General features: G+C 71.3%; 15 protein-coding genes. 9 read left to right on the forward strand and 6 right to left on the reverse strand.

Going from position 1 to position 17968, the window contains the following annotated elements:
- Nucleotides 1-3 precede the first annotated feature (3 nt).
- Together KYK13_RS34195 and KYK13_RS34200 are read left to right on the forward strand one after the other, a co-directional pair.
- A complete protein-coding gene (locus KYK13_RS34195) occupies nt 4-441 on the forward strand; it encodes a biopolymer transporter ExbD (protein WP_223638478.1) in 438 nt (145 codons plus the stop codon).
- A gap of 16 nt (nt 442-457) precedes the next feature.
- On the forward strand, nt 458-1261 hold the full coding sequence (locus tag KYK13_RS34200; RefSeq protein ID WP_223638481.1) for an energy transducer TonB: 804 nt from the start codon (nt 458-460) through the stop codon (nt 1259-1261).
- Nucleotides 1262-1280: 19 nt separating this feature from the next.
- Here the strand turns inward: KYK13_RS34200 and KYK13_RS34205 are convergent, their stop codons facing one another.
- The gene (locus KYK13_RS34205; protein ID WP_370645213.1) at nt 1281-1769 is read right to left on the reverse strand and encodes a MarR family winged helix-turn-helix transcriptional regulator; all 489 of its coding nucleotides are present in this window, start codon (nt 1767-1769) and stop codon (nt 1281-1283) included.
- 203 nt (nt 1770-1972) lie between these two features.
- Here KYK13_RS34205 and KYK13_RS34210 point away from each other — a divergent pair, with 203 nt between their 5' ends.
- Complete coding sequence (locus tag KYK13_RS34210) at nt 1973-3358, forward strand: TolC family protein (RefSeq protein ID WP_223638483.1); 1386 nt, start codon at nt 1973-1975, stop codon at nt 3356-3358.
- Between the two features lie 143 nt (nt 3359-3501).
- Entirely contained in the window at nt 3502-3714 is a 213-nt protein-coding gene (locus tag KYK13_RS34215) for a hypothetical protein (protein ID WP_223638484.1), read from the forward strand.
- Between the two features lie 48 nt (nt 3715-3762).
- Here the strand turns inward: KYK13_RS34215 and KYK13_RS34220 are convergent, their stop codons facing one another.
- Nucleotides 3763-4797: a Rieske 2Fe-2S domain-containing protein gene (locus KYK13_RS34220; RefSeq protein ID WP_223638487.1), complete on the reverse strand. Its 1035-nt coding sequence runs from the start codon at nt 4795-4797 to the stop codon at nt 3763-3765.
- A 63-nt stretch (nt 4798-4860) separates the two neighbouring features.
- On the opposite strand from KYK13_RS34220, the gene KYK13_RS34225 reads away from it, so the two are divergent.
- Both KYK13_RS34225 and KYK13_RS34230 read left to right on the forward strand, forming a co-directional pair.
- On the forward strand, nt 4861-5754 hold the full coding sequence (locus tag KYK13_RS34225; protein WP_223638490.1) for a DUF547 domain-containing protein: 894 nt from the start codon (nt 4861-4863) through the stop codon (nt 5752-5754).
- 61 nt (nt 5755-5815) lie between these two features.
- Nucleotides 5816-6874 (forward strand): YCF48-related protein, encoded by a 1059-nt coding sequence (locus KYK13_RS34230; protein WP_223638492.1) that lies wholly within the window; start codon nt 5816-5818, stop codon nt 6872-6874.
- 45 nt (nt 6875-6919) lie between these two features.
- Here the strand turns inward: KYK13_RS34230 and KYK13_RS34235 are convergent, their stop codons facing one another.
- The 4 genes from KYK13_RS34235 to KYK13_RS34250 form a co-directional block, all read right to left on the reverse strand.
- Nucleotides 6920-7852 carry an ROK family protein gene (locus KYK13_RS34235; protein WP_223638494.1) on the reverse strand — a complete coding sequence of 311 codons (933 nt, stop codon included), beginning with the start codon at nt 7850-7852 and terminating at the stop codon, nt 6920-6922.
- A gap of 45 nt (nt 7853-7897) precedes the next feature.
- Nucleotides 7898-9268, reverse strand: a complete 1371-nt coding sequence (locus KYK13_RS34240; RefSeq protein WP_223638497.1) for a phosphomannomutase/phosphoglucomutase — start codon at nt 9266-9268, stop codon at nt 7898-7900.
- Nucleotides 9269-9437: 169 nt separating this feature from the next.
- Nucleotides 9438-11858, reverse strand: coding sequence for a protein kinase (locus KYK13_RS34245; protein WP_223638500.1), 2421 nt, complete (start codon nt 11856-11858; stop codon nt 9438-9440).
- 220 nt (nt 11859-12078) lie between these two features.
- Complete coding sequence (locus KYK13_RS34250) at nt 12079-13140, reverse strand: mannose-1-phosphate guanylyltransferase (protein WP_223638503.1); 1062 nt, start codon at nt 13138-13140, stop codon at nt 12079-12081.
- A 180-nt stretch (nt 13141-13320) separates the two neighbouring features.
- Between KYK13_RS34250 and KYK13_RS34255 the strand changes: the two genes are divergently transcribed.
- The 3 genes from KYK13_RS34255 to KYK13_RS34265 are packed head-to-tail and all read left to right on the forward strand — an operon-like array spanning nt 13321 to nt 17958.
- Nucleotides 13321-16056, forward strand: a complete 2736-nt coding sequence (locus tag KYK13_RS34255) for a GDSL-type esterase/lipase family protein (RefSeq protein ID WP_223638506.1) — start codon at nt 13321-13323, stop codon at nt 16054-16056.
- A gap of 3 nt (nt 16057-16059) precedes the next feature.
- The gene (locus KYK13_RS34260) at nt 16060-17532 is read left to right on the forward strand and encodes an MBOAT family protein (RefSeq protein WP_223638509.1); all 1473 of its coding nucleotides are present in this window, start codon (nt 16060-16062) and stop codon (nt 17530-17532) included.
- 15 nt (nt 17533-17547) lie between these two features.
- Nucleotides 17548-17958 carry a hypothetical protein gene (locus KYK13_RS34265; RefSeq protein WP_223638511.1) on the forward strand — a complete coding sequence of 137 codons (411 nt, stop codon included), beginning with the start codon at nt 17548-17550 and terminating at the stop codon, nt 17956-17958.
- The last annotated feature ends 10 nt before the right edge of the window (nt 17959-17968 follow it).

Raw genomic sequence — 17968 nt, forward strand, 5'->3', positions numbered from 1 at the left:
GCCATGGCCGGCGGCGCGAACGACAGCGACGAGGAGATCAGCGGCATCAACGTCACCCCGCTGGTGGACGTGGTGCTGGTGCTGCTCATCATCTTCATGGTCACCGCCAACTTCATCGTCCGCGAGACGGTGGAGGTGGACCTGCCCCGCGCCGCCAACGGCGGTGAGACGGTGCAGGGCCTGGTGAACGTCGTCCTCGACAAGGAGGGCAAGCTCTACTTCGACGGCGCGGAGGTGACGGAAGCGGACCTGTCCCGCCGCGTGACGGAGGCCGTGGCCAAGGACAAGGACACGCGCGCCATCATCAGCGCGGACCAGACGCTCGCATATGGCCGCGTGATGCGCCTCATCGACGTGGTGAAGGGCCAGGGCATCGCGAAGTTCGCCCTCAACATCGAGAAGGACGCCGCCCCCACGCGGGCCGCGCCCGCCACGCCCTAGACGAGGCTTCGCAACGATGAGCCAGGCGGTCCTCGATCCTTCTCCCCTGCCCCAGCGCGACCGCTCCACGCGGTTCCTCGCCGTGTTCCTGCTCGTGTCGCTCGCGCTGCACGGGGTGGCCTTCGCGTACCTGTCCACCATGGAGGGCCGCAAGCTCCCGGCCCACCAGAAGCCGGTGGAGATGGTCATGGTGGAGGTGCAGAAGCCGCCCCCCCCGCCGCCTCCGGAGGAGAAGCCGGAAGAGCCCAAGCCGCCGCCTCCGCCGCCCCCGAAGGTGAAGCCGGTGAAGCCGCCGCCCATCAAGGTCGCGGAGGCGCCCAAGCCCCCGCCTCCGACGAACGCCCCGCCACCGCCCAACGACACGCCGCCGCCGGAGCCCGCCGCCAAGCCGCCGCCGCTCGTGGTGGGCATGACCATGTCGTCCACCACCAGCGCCGGCTCCTTCGCCGCGCCCGTGGGCAACACCGCCTACGGCAAGGCCACCGGACAGGCGAAGGACCCCAAGGACGTGAAGGGCTACTCCGCGCCGAAGTACGTGCCCGTGTACCAGGTGGACCAGGAGCCCTCGGTCGCATCCGAGGTGAAGATTCCCTACCCGGACGAAGCGCGCCGCGCGGGCATCGAGGGCACCGTCACGCTGTCCATCACCATCGACGCGGAGGGCAAGGTGACCAACGTGAAGGTCATCTCCGGGCCCGGCTACGGCCTCAACGAGGCCGCGCGCGACGCCATCCGCCGCTTCCGCTTCAAGCCCGCCATCAAGGGCGGCGAGCCGGTGGCCACGGAGATGAAGTACTCGTACACCTTCCTGCTGGACTGAACGCGGCCGCCCGGGCGCGCTACTGCATCTTCAGCGCGCGGCGCATGATGTCGCGCAGCGCCGCCAGGTCCTCGTCCGGCATCGCGGCGATGAGCGGCGGCGGCGCGCTCAGCCGCGCCATCAGCCGACCCCGCAGCTCCGCGCCGGCCTCCGTCAGCACCAGCATCTTCACGCGCCGGTCCTGCTCGCTGCTCTTGCGCTCCACCAGCCCGCGCGCCTCCAGCCGGTCCACCAGCCCCGTCACGTTGGACGCGTCACACGACAGGTAGTGAGCGAGCGTGCTCATCGCGAGCGGTCCCTCGCCCAGCTGCTTGAGCACGTGGGCCTGCACGGGCGACAGGTCCAGCTCCGCCGCCAGCGCGGGGAAGTTGCGCATGTGCGCGTGCAGCATCTCGTAGAGCAGCGCCCACGCCTGCTCGGGCAATCCACTCCCGGCCTCGGGCTGGCCACGGGAGGCCGCCGACTGGCACATCACCTGCTCGCAAGGACCATCGCTGAAGGCGCTCATAGTGAATTTACGTTAATTCATCGGAAGCACATAAACAATTGACATCATCAATCATTGACCGCTACTACATTCCGCATATTCCAACGTCCGACAGTGCGGATTACTTCAACGCCGCGCCAAGGTCGGGTAGAGGACGCAACGCAGTCGTCCCATAGGACGGATCCGCCTCGCGCTCCCGCGGGACGGTGAGGAGGTCGAGCGGTATGAGTACCCTTCTGGCGCTGTCCCTGTCGGCCACCCTGGCCGCGGCGCCCGTACTGACGCTGGATGAGGCCCTGGAGTCCGCCCGCCAGCAGAACCTCGATTTGAAGGTCGCGCAGGAGCGCTTCGAGCAGGCATCGCTCGCGACGCGCAAGGCGTGGTCGGGCTACCTGCCCACCATCACCGTGGGCGCGTCCCTCACTCGCAACAACGTGGCGGCCATCATCCCCGCGGGCCCCATCGCGCCGGTGGACATCACCATCCAGCCGCTCATCCAGAAGGGTGCGCAGGCGGAGGTCCGGCAGGCCATCATCGCGCCGCAGCTGTGGGCGGGCATCGCGGCGTCCTACCAGTCCGTGAAGCTGGCGGAGCTCAACACGCAGACGGCGCGCCGGCAGGTGCTCTTCGGCGTGGCCCAGGCGTACTACGGCGCCGCGGCGCAGCAGGAGGCCCTGCGCGCGCAGGAGCGGCTGCTGGAGCTGAACCAAGCGCGTGAGAAGGACACCCAGGCGCGCTTCGACGCGGGCACGGTGACGCGCGTGGCGCTGCTGCGCGCCCAGCTGGACCGCTCGCGCGCGGAGCAGGACCTGGTGCGCGCGAAGAACGCGCTCGCGGGCCTGAAGCTGGCGCTGGGCACGCTCATCCAGCGCGAGCCGGACTTCGACCTGGCCCCGCCGCCGGAGCCGACGGTGCCCGCGCAGGCGTCGCCGGACGAGCTGGTGAACCAGGCGCTGCAGGAGCGCTCGGACGTGCAGGCCGCGGAAGTGGGCCTGAAGCTCAGCCGCACCAACAAGACGGGCGTCATCCTGAGCTACCTGCCCACGCTGGGCGTCACGGGCGCCTACCGCATCGCGAACGCGGCGGGCTTCACCGGCCAGAACGAGACCTGGGCCATCACCTTCGGCGCCAGCTGGACGCTGTTCGACGGCGGCCTGCGCGAGGCGAACCTCTCCGAGGCCTCGTCGCGCGTGCGTGAGGCCACCGTCACCCAGACGCTGGCGCAGGCCCGCGTGAAGGAGGAGGTGCGGCGCTCCAAGCTGGACCTGGAGAACGCGCTCGCCAACCGCGCCAAGGCCGAGGAGGCCCTGGAGCTGGCGCGCGAGTCCAACCGCCTGACGGACGTGAGCTTCAAGGCGGGCGTCGCCACCTACCTGGAGGTCGCGGACGCCAACACCGCGCTCACCAACGCGGAGGTGGGCTTCGTCTCCGAGCGCCTCCAGGCGTCGCTCGCGGCGCTGCGCCTGCTCAACTCGCTGGGCTCCTTCGAGTCCGGCTCGGTGAGGAAGGACGCGGCCGCCCTGGGTGAGCAGCCCGGCGCGGGGGCGCCGCGGCAGACGCAGCCCGCGCAGGAGCAGCCGGCCCCGCAGCAGCCCGCGCCCCAGCAGTAGGCGCGGCGTGAGGTGGAATTCCCGGCGCCATCCCCAGGGCGCCGGGTCCCCTGCCCTCCCGGGCGGGAGACGGGTGCTTCGTTGTGGAGGCCCGCCACCGACCCCACCCTCCTCTTGGACCCCGTTTCCACGAGGAGGGAACCATGGCGGACGCATCCTGGGGCAACTGCAAGAACTGCCGTTTCTTCGCTGGCAACAGCGATGAGCCGAGCGACGAAGAGGTGCAGAGCTGCAACCAGCCGCACCTCCAGCAGTTCGCGCTCGTGGTGTCCGGTGACAGCGGCTGCAACGCCTTCGAGGCGCGCACCGGCGAGACGATTCCCACCTACGAGGAGCCCGCGCCGTCCATGCACTGACGGCCCTTTCGCCCACCGGTCCTCGCGATGCGGCGGCGCGCCTGTCGCTCAGGTGCCCGCGGCGTCGCGGACCTGGGGCTGCTCGGGCTCGTGCGCGTAGTAGATGCGCTCCATGAGCTTGCGCTGGTGGACGAGCGGCTTGTCGTACTTGTCCAGCCGCATGCCCTTGTGGCTGTAGGGCGTGTCCGCCACGGTGGAGATGAAGCGCGCGTCGTCGCGCACCTCCCACCAGGTGAGGCCCAGCGCGGCCTTCGCCGCCACCGGCAGGAAGGGCCTGAGCATGGGCACGTCCGTGCGCAGGAAGGAGAAGACGTGCAGGCGCGTGGTGCGCGCCGTCTCCGGCACGAAGAAGATGTGCGCCTGCGTGATGAAGGGCCGCGGTGCTCCCGAGGGCGTCCTCCAGCTCACGGTGTAGACGCTGCGCACCGGGTCGAAGCGCGTCACCCAGTCGTTGTGGAAGACGTCCCCCCTGCCCACCATCAGCAGGCGCATGATGGGCGCGGGCCGCTGCGGGGCGCGGTAGTGCACCTCCGTGTGGTCCTCGTGGTTGTGCGCCTCGAACTCCACCTGCCCCGCCTGCGCGCCGCTCCACCCCAGCCGGGTGTGGACGAAGGGCGTGTGCTCGTCCTCGCTGAAGTTGTCGAGCGACACGTGCAGCGGCGCCTGGAACAGCGTGGAGAACGTCCCGCCGAAGACGTAGTCCCCGCCCGCGAGCCCGGGCATCGCGGACTCCGGCGTGTCCGCGTGCGCGAGCCAGAGGTAGCCGTGGCGCTCCACCACCTGGAAGCTCTTCGCCTCGCAGTGGCGCAGCTCCGGCTGGCTGGGATTGGTGCCGTGGCCTCGCGCGTCGAAGCGCCAGCCATGGTACGGGCACTGCAGCTGGCCCTCCTTCGTCACGGTGCCCTTCGACAGCGGCGCGAAGCGGTGCGGACACGCGTCCGACAGCGCCGCGGCCTTCCCGGAGGCGTCCCGGAAGAGCGCGTAGGCGTGGCCCGCCAGCTCCACGCGGACGGGCTTGTGCCGGAGCTGACGGGCGGGGAGTACCGGATGGAAGTGCCGGACGACGTCGGGGGTAGGCTCCATGGCGCGCGCAGTATAGCGGCCTGTCGCGGCGGACCCCGGGTGGGTGACATAGACTGCCGGGCCGTGAATGCCCCCGTCCCTTCGCGCCCCCGAGCCCGCTGGTCCACCGTGGCGGCCCTGGCCGCGCTGGTGGCGCTCGCCGTGGGAGCGGGGCTGTACGTGGGGGGCGCCCTGCCCGCGGCAGTGCCCCCGGCGGCCGGGCCCTTCGGCTACGCGGACTACGCGCAGGCGCTGAGCCATGTTCGCCCCAGCGGGGACCTGGACTTCGCGGGCCTTCAGCACGACCGCGCGGCGCTGGAGCGCTTCGTCGCGTCGCTCGCGGCGGTGTCGCCGCACCGCCAGCCGGAGCTGTTCCCCTCGCCCGAGGACGGGCTGGCGTACTGGATCAACGCGTACAACGCGCTGGTGCTGATGCAGCTGGTGGAGCGCTATCCGGACCGCGTGGGTGCGTCGTGGTTCGGCGGCTTCTACTGGACCCACGCGTGGCCGGTGGGCGGCGAGCGGCTGACGCTGTACGCCCTGAAGCAGCGCGTCCTCCTGGGCGAGTACGCGGATCCGCGCGTGCACTTCGCCCTCTTCGAGGGGACGCGCGGCGGGCCCCGGCTGGATGGCGCGCCCTACCAGCCGGAGCTCCTGGACGCGCAGCTCAACGACGCGAGCCGCCGGTACATGGGGGACGCTCGGCACGTGAAGCTGGAGGACAAGACCGTGCGGCTGGCGAGCCTGCTCCGGGAGCGGAAGCAGGACCTCCTCGCCGCGCTGCCGGAGGGCCGTGGCGGCAACGTGCTCCAGTTCGTCTGGGCCTTCCTGCCGGACACCTGCGAGGAGCGCCCGGGCTGCGACACGCGCGGCGACCTGGACCGCGCCTGCGGCCCCCTCCTGGACAAGTGCCGCGTCGACTTCATCCCCGAGGACACGTCGCTGCCCGACGCCGCGAACGCCGCCGGGCGGCGCTGACCGGTCCCTTCTCGGCTAGCGTCCCGCCCTGCGTGGACGGACACGCGGGAGGCACCGGGACATGACGACGGGAGCGGTGTGGCTGGCGACGTGGCTGGCCCTGGGGAGCGCGGGCATGCAGTGGGAACCGCAGACGAGCGGGACGACCGTGCGCCTTCGCGGCGTGAGCGCGGTGGATGGCCGCGTGGCGTGGGCCAGCGGTGACAAGGGCACCGTCGTGCGCACCACGGATGGTGGGAAGACGTGGACGCGGGCGCCCGTGCCGGACGCGGAGGCGTTGGACTTCCGCGACGTGGACGCCTTCAGCGACCGCACGGCCTACGTGCTGTCCATCGGCGCAGGTGACAGGTCGCGCATCTACAAGACGACGGACGGCGGCGCGCACTGGACGCTCCAGTTCACCAACACCCTGCCCGGGGCCTTCTTCAACGGCATGGCCTTCTGGGACGAACAGCACGGCGTCGCGTTCAGCGACCCGGTGGACGGACACTTCGTCGTCATCACCACGGAGGACGGCGGCGCGACGTGGAAGCCCGTGCCACCAGGGGCGCTGCCGGCCGCGCTCGCGGGCGAGGCCGGCTTCGCGGCCAGCGGCACGAGCATCGCGGTGTACGGCAAGTCCGACGTCTGGTTCGGACTGGGGGGCTCCGCGGCGCGCGTGCTGCACTCGGCGGACAAGGGCAAGACCTGGAGCGTCGCTCCGACGCCGCTGGCCACGGGTGAGGGCGCGGGCGTGTTCTCGCTCTTCTTCTGGAGCCCGCTGGCGGGCGTCGCGGTGGGCGGCAACTACAAGCAGCCGGAGGTGAAGTCGGGCACCGTGGCGCTCACGCTGGACGGGGGCAAGCGTCAGTGGACCGTGCCGCAGAAGGGGCTCGGGGGTTACCGCTCCTGCGTGGCGCCGCTCACCCGCGAGCGGAGGATGTGGCTCGTCGCCGTGGGGCCCACGGGCACGGACGTGTCGAAGGACTCGGGGAGGACGTGGGAGCCGCTGGACACCACGGGCTTCCACGCCGTGTCCACGCCGCCGCGCACGCATGACACCGCCTGGGCCGTGGGCGAGGAGGGGCGCATCGCGAAGCTGCGCTTCACGGACGCGACACCCGCTCCGAGGACTCCGTAGCGCTTCCGCGTGGCGCGGGGAGAGCAGCTCCCCGCGCCGGGCGCTTCACTTCACCAGCAGCGCCGCGCCGATGATGCCGCTGTCGTCGCCCAGCTCCGCGTCGGCGATGAGCAGGCCCTCGCGCGACACGCGGGACGACCACTGCTGCACGCCGTCCAGCACCTGCCGCTTGATGCCCGGGCAGTGCATCAGCACGCCGCCGCCCAGCACCAGCCGCGAAGGGTTGAGCACCGTCACGTAGTTGGCCACCGCGAGCGCCAGGAAGCGCGCCGCGCGGTCGTGGATCTCCCGGGCCTTCACGTCGCCCGCCTCCGCCGCCGTCTCCAGCGTCACCGGGGTGATGCTGTCCGCGTCGTCGTGGGTCAGCTTCTCCAGCACGAGCGAGCCGCCCGACGCCATCAGCTCCTTCGTCTGCGCGATGAGGTTGTGACCGCCCGCGTACGCCTCCAGGCAGCCGTGCTCACCGCAGCCGCACAGCCGGCCGCCGGGCACCACCTTGATGTGGCCCAGCTCGCCCGCCACGCCGCCGCCTCCGTTCACCAGCCGCCCGTCCGCGATGATGGCGCTGCCCACGCCGGAGCCCACGAACACCACCAGGATGTCCTGGGCCCCGCGCCCCGCGCCCGCGTGCAGCTCACCCCACGCCGCCGCGGACAGGTCGTTCACCACCTTCACGTCGAAGCCCAGCCGCTTCGTGAGCATCTGGGCCAGCGGCACGTCCCGCCACCCCAGGTTGGGCGCCACGGAGATGACGCCCGTGTCCTTGTGGATCTGCCCGGCCGCGCCCACGCCGCAGCCCTCCACCTTCACCCCGCTCTTCGTCACCGCCTCTTCCGCCGCCAGGGCGATGGTCTCCACCACGCCCTGCGGCTTGCGGTCCTGCACCGCGACCTTGGCGCTCGCGAGGATGACACCCTTCCCATCCACCACCGCGGCCCGGGCGAACGTCCCGCCCAGGTCGATTCCCAGCGTCGGCATGCTCCCTCCCTTACGTGCGTGTGCTTCGCGTGGGGCGCCAGCGGCTCAGGCGCCCACGTCCTTCTGCGCCTGCGCGACCGTCTTCTCGATGAGCGCCTGAATCTCCTTCACGCGGGCCTCCGTGCTGGCCTCGTAGCGCAGCACCAGGATGGGCTGCGTGTTCGACGCGCGGATGAGCCCCCAGCCGTCCGGGAACGTCACGCGCACGCCGTCCACGTCCACCACCTTGTGGCCCGCGTCGCGCAAGATCTCCGTGGCGCGCTTCACCATCGCGAACTTCTTCTCCTCCGTCGTGTCGAAGCGCAGCTCGGGGCTGGCGAAGGTCTTCGGCACGTCGGAGAGCAGCTGCGACATGGACTGCTTCTCGTGGGTGAGGATCTCCAGCAGGCGCGCGGACGCGTACACCGCGTCGTCGAAGCCGAAGTAGCGGTGCTTGAAGAAGATGTGGCCGCTCATCTCACCGGCCAGCTCCGCGTGCTCCTCCTTCATCTTCGACTTGATGAGCGAGTGGCCCGCCTTCCACATGATGGGCCTGCCGCCGTGCTTCGCGATGTCGTCGTACATCGTGTAGCTGCACTTCACCTCGCCGATGATGGCCGCGCCCGGGGCCTCCTTCAGCACGTAGCGGCTGAAGAGCACCATCAGCTGGTCGCCCCAGAGCACGTTGCCCTGGTCGTCGATGACGCCGATGCGGTCGCTGTCGCCGTCGTAGGCGATGCCCACCTCCGCCTTGACCTCCTTCACCTTCCGGATGAGGTCCTGGAGGTTCTCCACCACCGTGGGGTCCGGGTGGTGGTTGGGGAAGTCCGCGTCCATCTCGCAGAACAGGGGCACCACGTCGAAGCCCATGCTCTCGAACAGCGGCACCGCGATGGCGCCGCCCGTGCCGTTGCCCGCGTCGATGACGATCTTCATCCCCTCGCGGCCCACCTTCACCGTCTGACGGATGAAGTGGTTGTAGGGCGTGATGATGTCGTAGGGCGTGACCTTGCCGGGCTTGCTCGAGGTCGCGAAGTCCCTGGCCTCGATGAGGCGGCTCAGCTCCTTGATTTCAGGGCCGTGGAAGGTCGTCTTGCCGGCGCCAATCTTGAAGCCGTTGAACTCCTTCGGGTTGTGGCTGCCGGTGATCATCGCCAGGCCGTCCACGGGCAGCGTGTTCGCCGCGAAGTAGGTCAGCGGCGTCGGCACCACGCCCACGTCGTAGACGTCCAGGCCGGTGGTGGTGAGGCCCTTCGCGAGCGCGTCGCGGAAGCGCGTGGAGGACTCGCGGCAGTCGCGGCCCACCACGATGGAGGTGCCGCCCTTGCGGCGGATCATGGTGCCCAGGCCCAGGCCCAGCAGCTCCACCACCTCGGGGGTGAGGTCCTTGTCCACCAGACCTCGGATGTCGTACTCGCGGAAGATGTGCGCGTTCATGGCAGTGTCCCCACCCTCGACAGGAACCGGGAGGGCGTAACGGAAGGCGTCGGACACTACACGACGGCGGCCAGGGGCTGCACACACCCGAAAACGCCCGGCGGACTGTTGAACGCCCGGCCCCCGTGGGAGGGCGGAACCTACCCCCGGGAGCCCCTGATGGCCTCCATCAGGCCATGGCCCCGGGCGCCTGGGCCCCGGCGCCCGCCGGCACCCGCCGCCGCAGCGACTGATAGTGCTTCAGCCAGGACGTGTTCAGCGGGTCCAGCTTGAGGGCCTCCGCGTAGCGCTCCAGCGCGGCGGGGACGGCCCGTTGGACCTCCAACGCATGGCCCTGGGTGAACAGGGCGCGGGCCTTCTTCTCCACGTCCGGCCGGGCGGCGAGGAAGGCGCTGCGCAGGGCCTCCAGGGTGGGCTCCGGGACGCCCGCGGCCACGCAGCGGGCCAGTCCTCCCAGGTTGCCGCGGGTGGCGTCGAAGCCCACGCGGGAGAGCGGATCGCCGAGCATGCGCTGCGCGGCCAGCACGCGCACGCGCAGGGCCTCCAGGGCCTGGCGCTGCGCGGTGGGCAGCGGGCGGTGCTGGAAGGCGAGCAGGCGGCGCAGGGCGGCCTGGGCGCGGCGGTGGATGTCGCTGAAGTCCGCGTCGTGCTTCGCGCCGAGCAGCCGGTACGGGTCCCGGGCGACGGCCTCCGCGCGGGCCAGCATGCGGCCAAGCTCCGCGTCGGGCGCGGGCTCCGCGTCCTCCATGAGGGCGCGGGAGAGCAGCCGCCCCAGGGCGGGGAACTCGTCGGAGAAGTGGACGAAGACGCCGGCGGGCACGTTCCAGGTGCGCGCCTCGTCGAAGGTGACGTGGCGGACGACGTCACAGGCGCCCAGGGCCGTCTCGCCGCGGAAGGACACCTCCACCGTCAGCCGCGCGGCGAGCGGGGGCAGGGAGCCATGGCACTCGGCGAAGAGGCCCTCGGGGGCGACGTCGCTCACGGAGACGGGCTGGAGGGCTTCCCCCGGCGTCAGCCCCAGGCGCACGCGCAGGCCCGCGGGAGCATCCGTGCGGGGCGCGGAGGCCTCCAGCGGCGCCACGGCGTTCACCAGCGGAATGGGCGCGGGCGGCGGAAGGGACACGGGCTCCAGCACGGGAGCCAGGGTCATGAACGGAATGGCCGCGGCGCCCAGCGTGGACGTGGGGTTCACCGCCGGTTGCGGCGCGACGTCCAGGGGCGAGGCCGGATCCACCAGCAGGATGGGCGCGGCGGCATCCACCGCGTTCACGTCCACGATGCCGAGCTTCATCGTCCTGGCCGGCGCGCCGGACGCGGAGCCCGTGGCCGGCTCCACCAGGAGGATGGGCGCGCCAGGGGAACCGGCCTGGGACGCGCCTGTCCCAGGCAGCGTGCCGGCGGGGAGCTCCGGCTCGGCGGCCCCCAGCAGCGCCACGGCGGACGCCCAGAACGCGGCGACGTCCGCGCGCATGGCCCCTTCACCGGAGGCAGCGGCCTCCGCCGCGCGCAGCGCCGCGTCCTCCACGGACCTGGCGGCCATGCCCCACTCCGGCACGTCCTCCACGATGTCGAAGTCGTCCGCGTCGTCTTCCGTTGAAGCCCCGGCGGCGTCACCGCGCGCCGTCACGGCCCGCGCCTCCACCACCGCGTCGGACACGTCCTCGGGAGCATCCGCGGACGCGTTCCGCACCGGCGCCTTCAGGCCCAGCGCCTCCGCGAGCGCGGCGCGGAAGGCCCACGCGCTGTCGAACCGCTCCTCCGGCTTCGCGGCCAGCGCGCGCATGAGCACGGTGGACAACGCGGGCGGCACGTTCGCGTTGAGCGCGTGCGGCGGGAACAGCGTCACGTCCGCGGAGCGCCCCAGCCCGAACGGCAGCCGGCCCGTCACCAGCAGGTAGCCCGCCACTCCCAACGCATGCACATCCGAGCGCGGGCTGCGGTCCATCCCCGCGCACTGCTCGGGCGCCATGAACGTGGGCGAGCCCACCGTCACCCCCTGCTTGCGCTCCTCGGGCGACAGCGCCGCCTCCCGCACCGCGCCCGCGCCGAAGTCTCGCACCCGCACGCGCCGCGCCCCCTTCGCGTCGCGTGTGAGGAACATCGAATCCAGCGTGAGGTCCCCGTGCACCAGCCCCCGCGCGTGCGCCGCCTCCAACCCCGCGAGCGCCTGCTCCAACACCTCGCCCGCCTCGGCCGGAGACAGCGGCAGGGGCAGCGCGCTCAGCGACTCGCCCTCCGGCGCCTCCATCAGCACGCAGGGCAGGCCCTGGGGGCCGGGGCGCACGTCCAGCACGCGCGCCACGTGGCGGTGCACGACGTTGCGCTGCGCCAGCGCCTCCGCGATGAACCGCGCGCGAACGGCGGGACGGGCCGCCAGGTGCGCGTGCAGCACCTTCACCGCGAAGCGGTGCCCCGTGGGCACGTACTCCGCCAGATACAGCGACGCCACCGCCCCCACCTCCAGCCGGCGCTTCAGGAGCAACGGCCCGTGCCGCTGCCCCTCCAGCGAATCCCCCGGCACCGGAGGCCGGGCAGCGACGGGGCACGCCTCCCCATCCCGGTGTTCGCCCACGCAGCGCTTGCAGCCCATCGCCATCCCCGCCTGTCGCCCCGGAAATGGGGCGGACCCGGGGTGGGCTTGCAACCCGCGCGCCTCATGCCCGGGGCCCGCCTTCGTCCGCCTCGCGACACTCCAACACCCGCGAGTGCCAGCAACCCCCGCAAAACGAACCAGGGCGCCCTGTAGAAACGACAGAGCGCCCCAGGAAGAAATGTGTGGGGTGAAACAGGAGCCGGAGTCGCCTTGGGGCCTACAGCAGCCGGGTGCGCTTCCGGGCCTTGAGGGCCTCGACGACCTTGCGGACGTCCTGGCTCTTGTCCTTGGGGACCACGAGCACGGCGTCACCGGAGTCCACCACCACCACGTCGTGCATGCCCACGACGGACAGCGTGCGCTTGTCCGCGAGCACCACGCAGTTGGCGCAGTCCACCAGCACCGCGTCGCCGGAGACGACGTTGCCCTGCGCGTCCGCGGGGCGCACCTCCGGGATGGCGGCGAAGGAGCCCACGTCGGACCAGCCGAAGTCGCCGTCGAGCACCGCGATGTTCTCCGCCTTCTCCATCACGCCGTAGTCGATGGAGATGGAGGGCAGCTTGGGGAAGACGCGCTTGAGCACGGCCGGGAAGGTGCGCTTGCCCGCGGCCTTCTGGAGCGCCTCGAGGCCCTTCTGCATCTCCGGCATGTGCTTCTGGAAGGCCTCCAGCATCACGTCCGCGCGGAAGACGAAGATGCCGCCGTTCCACAGGTAGTCGCCGCCGGCCAGGTACTCCTGCGCCGTCTTCAGGTCGGGCTTCTCCTTGAACGCCTTCACGCGGCGGCCGCCGCCCTCCAGCGCGTCACCGACCTGGATGTAGCCGTAGCCCGTCTCCGGGCGCGCGGGCTTGATGCCCAGCGTGACGATGTGGCCGCCCTCCGCGATGCGCGCCGCCTCCGCGAGCGTGCGCTGGAAGCCCTTCACGTCCGCCACGTGGTGATCCGACGGCAGCACCGCGAGCACGCCCTTCGGGTCGCGCGCGGCCACCTGGAGCGCGGCGAGCGCGATGGCGGGCGCGGTGTTGCGCGCCACGGGCTCCACCAGGAGGTTGCCCTTGGGCAGCCCCTTCACCAGCTTCGCGGCCGTCTTCGCGTGCACGGGGCCGCACACGATGAAGGTGTTCTTCACCGGGGCCAGGCCCTTGAGGCGATGGGCGGTGTCGGTGAGCAGCGGCTGCTTGGAGGCCAGCGGGAGGAACTGCTTCGGACGGGCCTGGCGCGACAGGGGCCAGAAGCGGGTGCCGGAGCCTCCGGCCATGATGACGGGGTAGAGGGCCATATACGGGTGCGAGCTCCTAGGGGCGCGCCTGGCCTTGGGCCCCGGCGCGCACGGCGGCGCACCATAGCGCGTCGCGACAGCGGAGGAAGGGGCCTGGCCGCCTGCTCCCCGAGGGATGGGGCGCGACAATGTGGGCAGAGTTTTGACCCGCCCCCGAAAAGCCAGTCTCATGCCCCGGCGTTGAGCCTCAAGCCCACATCCACCGGATGGACGCTGGCCTTCACCGTGCTGCTGGCGGTGGGGTTGTCCCTGGCCCCATTGCCGGAGAAGTTCCGCCCCCTCCCCAGCCTCCGTCAGGAAGGTTCGCTCGGGCCCAAGCTGGCGGCGCTCGTGCTGCCCGCGTCCCTGCGCGGCGTGAAGGCCCCGCGCCCGCCCGCGGACGGCATGGCCCCGGACGCGCCCCCCGCCGCGCTCGCGGAAGCGGACACCGCCGCCAACGACACGGATCCGCAGGCGGGCCCACAGGTGGGGGAAGCCCCGGCCGTGCCCGGCATCGGGCTGGAGGAGCTGACGGCCCCCACGCTGAACGCCGCGCTGGAGCTGGAAGCGCTGCGCGAGCGCATGGGCGCGAAGCACGTGGACATCGAGCTCAACTGCCGCAAGACGCGCGCGGACGGGACCTGTGAAGAGGACGGCCTGGCGCCCTTCATGAAGGCGCTGGGGGACCTGCGCTCGGACGCGCGGCGCACGCCGGTGCGGGTGGTGCACCTGGGCGATTCACTCATCGCCTCCGACTACATCACGGACGTGGTGCGAGACCGGCTGCAGGAGCGCTTCGGTTCGGGCGGCACGGGCTTTCTCTACATCCACCGGCTGGCGAGCGCCGGCCGCGCCACGCGCGCGGGCACCGCGAGCACGGACGGCTGGAAGATGGAGCGGCTGGTGGACACACACTGGCCCAGGGACCGCGTGGGCTGGACGGGCGTGGCCTTCTCCACGAACGGCCCGGCGCAGACCGCGCGCTACTCCGTGGAGGGCGCGCGCGAGGCGGAGCTGTTCTTCCTGGCCCAGCCGGCCAACGGCTCCGTGCAGGTGGCGGTGGACGGAAAGAACACGCAGCGCATCCAGACGCGTGCGTTCGGCTCCAAGGCAGAAGCCGCCTTCGCGCGGCTGAAGCTCCCCGAGGGCGCGAAGACGCTGACGCTCACCGCGAGCGGCAAGACGGAGCTGCACGGCGTGGCGCTGGAGTCGGGCACGCCGGGCGTCGTCTACGACACGGTGGGCCTGTTGGGCGGCATGGCGGAGGTGTACCTGCGCGCGCAGCCCCAGGCGTTCCGCGCGCAGCTCAAGCACCGCAAGCCGTCGCTGGTGGTGCTGATGGTGGGCGGCAACGAGGCGTTCTTCCTCTCGCGCGAGCGCACCACGCTCGGAGAGGTCCGCTCGCAGATGAAGGAGCTGGTGTCGCGCGTGCGCACGGCGGTGCCGGACGCGGCGTGCCTCGTCATGTCGCCCATCGACGCGGGCGTGCGCACGTTGAGCGGCGAGGTCGTCACGCGCCGGCACTCCGCGGAGGTGGCGGAGGTGTTCCGCGAGGAGGCGCGCGCGGGAGGCTGCGCCTTCTACGACACGCTGGCGGCGATGGGCGGAGAGGGCTCCGCGCTCAGGTGGCTGGAGTCCGGCCTGATGCTGGAGGACCTGGTGCACCCGCGCGTGCGTGGCTCCAACCTGCTGGGCCACCTGTTCGACCTGGCGTTGCAGCGGGCGTTCGCGCGCACGCATCCGCCGCGCGTGCCGGGCACGGATGTGACCGGGCTGCAGAACGCGACCCCGGCGCTGCGGCGCACGTTCGAAGCGCTGGCCCGCCGCGAGGCCGGCGCGAGGCTGCGCGTGGGCATCGCGCAGCTGGGCGCGTCGCACACGGCGGCGCACTATTTTTCGGACACGGTCCGTGACGCGCTGACGAAGCGCTTTGGAGACGCGGGCCGGGGCTTCATCGCGGCAGGCAAGCCGTCCCCCCGGCTGGAGGCGGCGCACGTGACGCGCACGCTGGAGGGGCCGTGGACGGTGGAGGACGCGAAGAATACGCCCGGAGGACTCTGGGGACTCACGGGCATCCGCGCGGTGGGCGCGCCCGGCGCGAGCCTGGGCATCTCCTTCTGCGAAGGCTGCGCGGAGGACAAGAACCGCCAGGGCCGGCTGGACCTGTACGCGCTGGACGCGCCCGGGGCCGCGTCCCCTGAAATCACGGTGGACGGCGAGGAGATTCCGCCGGAAGCGCCGCCGCCCGAGCCGCTCACGCATCCGACGGTGCGCATCCGTTCGTTCCCGGTGACGGGCGTGGCGCACTCGGTCCAGGTGAAGGTGCCGGAGGGTGGCGGGAGCGCGACGGTGCTGGGCGCGTCGCTGGAGTACGACACGCCGGGGCTGGTGTACGACGCGCTGGGGTTGCCCGGGGCCACGGCCTTCACGGCGCGGGACATGGATGCCCCGGCGATGGACGCGCAGCTCACCGCGCGCCGGCCGGACCTGCTGGTGTTCTGGTACGGCACCAACGAGGCGGAGCTGCCGGGGCTGGACGCGAACGAACTGCGCCAGGACTACGCGGCGCTCATCGCGCGCATGCGCAAGGCGACGGGCGCGGAGTGCCTGCTCATCGGTCCCACGGACCGGCTCCAGCAGGAAGCGAACGGACAGTGGGACGAAGCGCCGTCGCTGGCGAAGGTGCTGCACACGCTGCCGGAGGTGGCGAAGGACGCCGGCTGCGCGTACTGGTCCGCGCGCGCGGCGATGGGCGGCGAGCGCTCCATGCAGCGCTGGCAGCGGCAACCGGTGCCGCTGGGCCACGCGGACGGCGTGCACCTGACGGCGCAGGGTTACGCGGTGCTGGCGAACGCGTTCGTGAAGGACCTGATGGCGGCGTACGAATCCACGAAGAAGGGCGGCGAGCCGACGGCCTCCGCCGCGGGAGCGCCCTGAGCCGTGCTGTCCCACAGCCTCCAGTACGTCGTCTTCGTCATCGCGGTGTTCGCGCTCTACTGGGCGGTGCACCGGTACTACGTGCCGCGGATGGCGGTGCTGCTGCTGGGCAGCCTGCTGGTCTACGTGTCTTTCCTCCAGGTGCCGCTGAGCGCGTTCGTAGGCGGGATGCCCGTGGGCGAGCTGGTGGTGAAGCTGGTGCCGCTGTTCATCTTCCTGGCCGGCGTGACGGTGGACCACCTGCTGGTGAAGGGGATGGGGCACACGGAGCGGCCCGGAGTCCGCAAGCTGCTGGTGGTGCTGTCCATCGTCTCCAACCTGGGGCTCCTGGCGGGCTTCAAGTACCTGGAGCTGCTGCGCAAGACGGCGGCGTCCCTGTTGGGGCCGTGGGGCGTGGAGGTTCGGCCGGAGCCGTTCCATCTGCTGTTGCCGGTGGGGCTGTCGTTCTTCGTGTTCCAGTCCATCAGCTACACGGTGGACGTGTACAAGGGGAAGGCGAGCTCCGAGCACTCGTTCGTGGAGCACCTGCTCTACATGCTGTTCTTCCCGCGCGTGGTGAGCGGTCCGATTGTGCGCGCGTCGGAGCTGATGGCGCACTTCCGGGAAGTGCCCACGCTGTCGTCGGATGACGGGAACAAGGCGTTGTTCCGCATCGCGGTGGGGCTGGTGAAGAAGCTGGTCATCGCGGACGTGCTGGGCAGCGGCATCGTGGATCCGGTGTTCGGCAGTCCGCACGCGTACTCGTCGGCGGAGTGCGCGGTGGCGGCGGTCGCGTACACGCTGGAGCTGTACTACGACTTCTCGGGGTACTCGGACATCGCGATCGGGGTGGCGTCGCTGTTCGGGTTCAAGTTCCCGGAGAACTTCGCGCGGCCGTATCTGGCGAAGAACCTGTTCGAGTTCTGGAACCGCTGGCACATGAGCCTGTCGTCGTGGCTGCGGGACTATCTGTACATCCCGCTGGGCGGCAATCGCCGTTCGAAGCCGAGGGTGTGCTTCAACCTGATGATGGTGATGGTGCTGGGAGGCCTGTGGCACGGAGCGGACTGGCGCTTCGCGGTATGGGGCGGCGTGCACGGCGTGGCGTTGTGCGCGGTGCGCTGCTGGTGGTGGTTCAAGGGAAAGGAGCAGGAGCCGGGCCCGGTGCGCGTGGCGTTCGGGATGTTGGCCACGTTCACGCTGGTGGTGCTGACGCGCGTGGTGTTCCGGGCGCCGGACATGGCGCACGCGGGTGAGTTCTACGCGCGGATGCTGGCGGGCATCCCGGGACTGGCGAACGTGGGTCCGCTGGTGTGGAGCATGCTGGCCATCGCGGTGATTGCGCACGCGCTGCCGATGAAGCTCTACGACACGGCGGCGCTGGTGTTCCTCAAGATGCCCGCGCCCGCGAGGGCGGTGGTGCTGGTGCTCCTGGGGTTGGGGATTCGTCAGCTGTCCACGCTGGAGACCCGGCCGTACGTGTATCTGCAGTTCTGAGTAGGCTGTCGCTGGATGGGCTTTCTCCGGCGACAGCTCCTGTGGCTTGGCATCGCGTGCCTGGGCATTGCATGCGCTGGAGCGCAGCCAACGAAGCCGGTCGAGCCAACAACGATTCCCTGGCCAGGGGATGACCTGCAACCGCTCGCGACGTTGGACGGTCCTGCGGTCGTCGCCGCGCACGCGGCCCTTCAAGAAGCGCTGAAGCGATTTCCCAAGGAGTTCGCAAGCCAATGCGCCTTCTCGGCCAAGGCGCTGGAAGTCGTCATCGGACAGGAAGCGGGCTGGTACTTCGCTCGGGTCAACCGCCGCGTGGATAGATGCCCCGGCTTCGGCCCGGGTGTCACAGGGCTCGAAACGGACTGGTTCGAGCTGTATGCGCTCTCTCCAGCCGGAGACATCACGCGATATCCCTACCAGCCTTGAGCCCCGCCGG

Origin of the sequence: Corallococcus sp. EGB (assembly GCF_019968905.1) — a bacterium.
Taxonomy (GTDB): domain Bacteria; phylum Myxococcota; class Myxococcia; order Myxococcales; family Myxococcaceae; genus Corallococcus.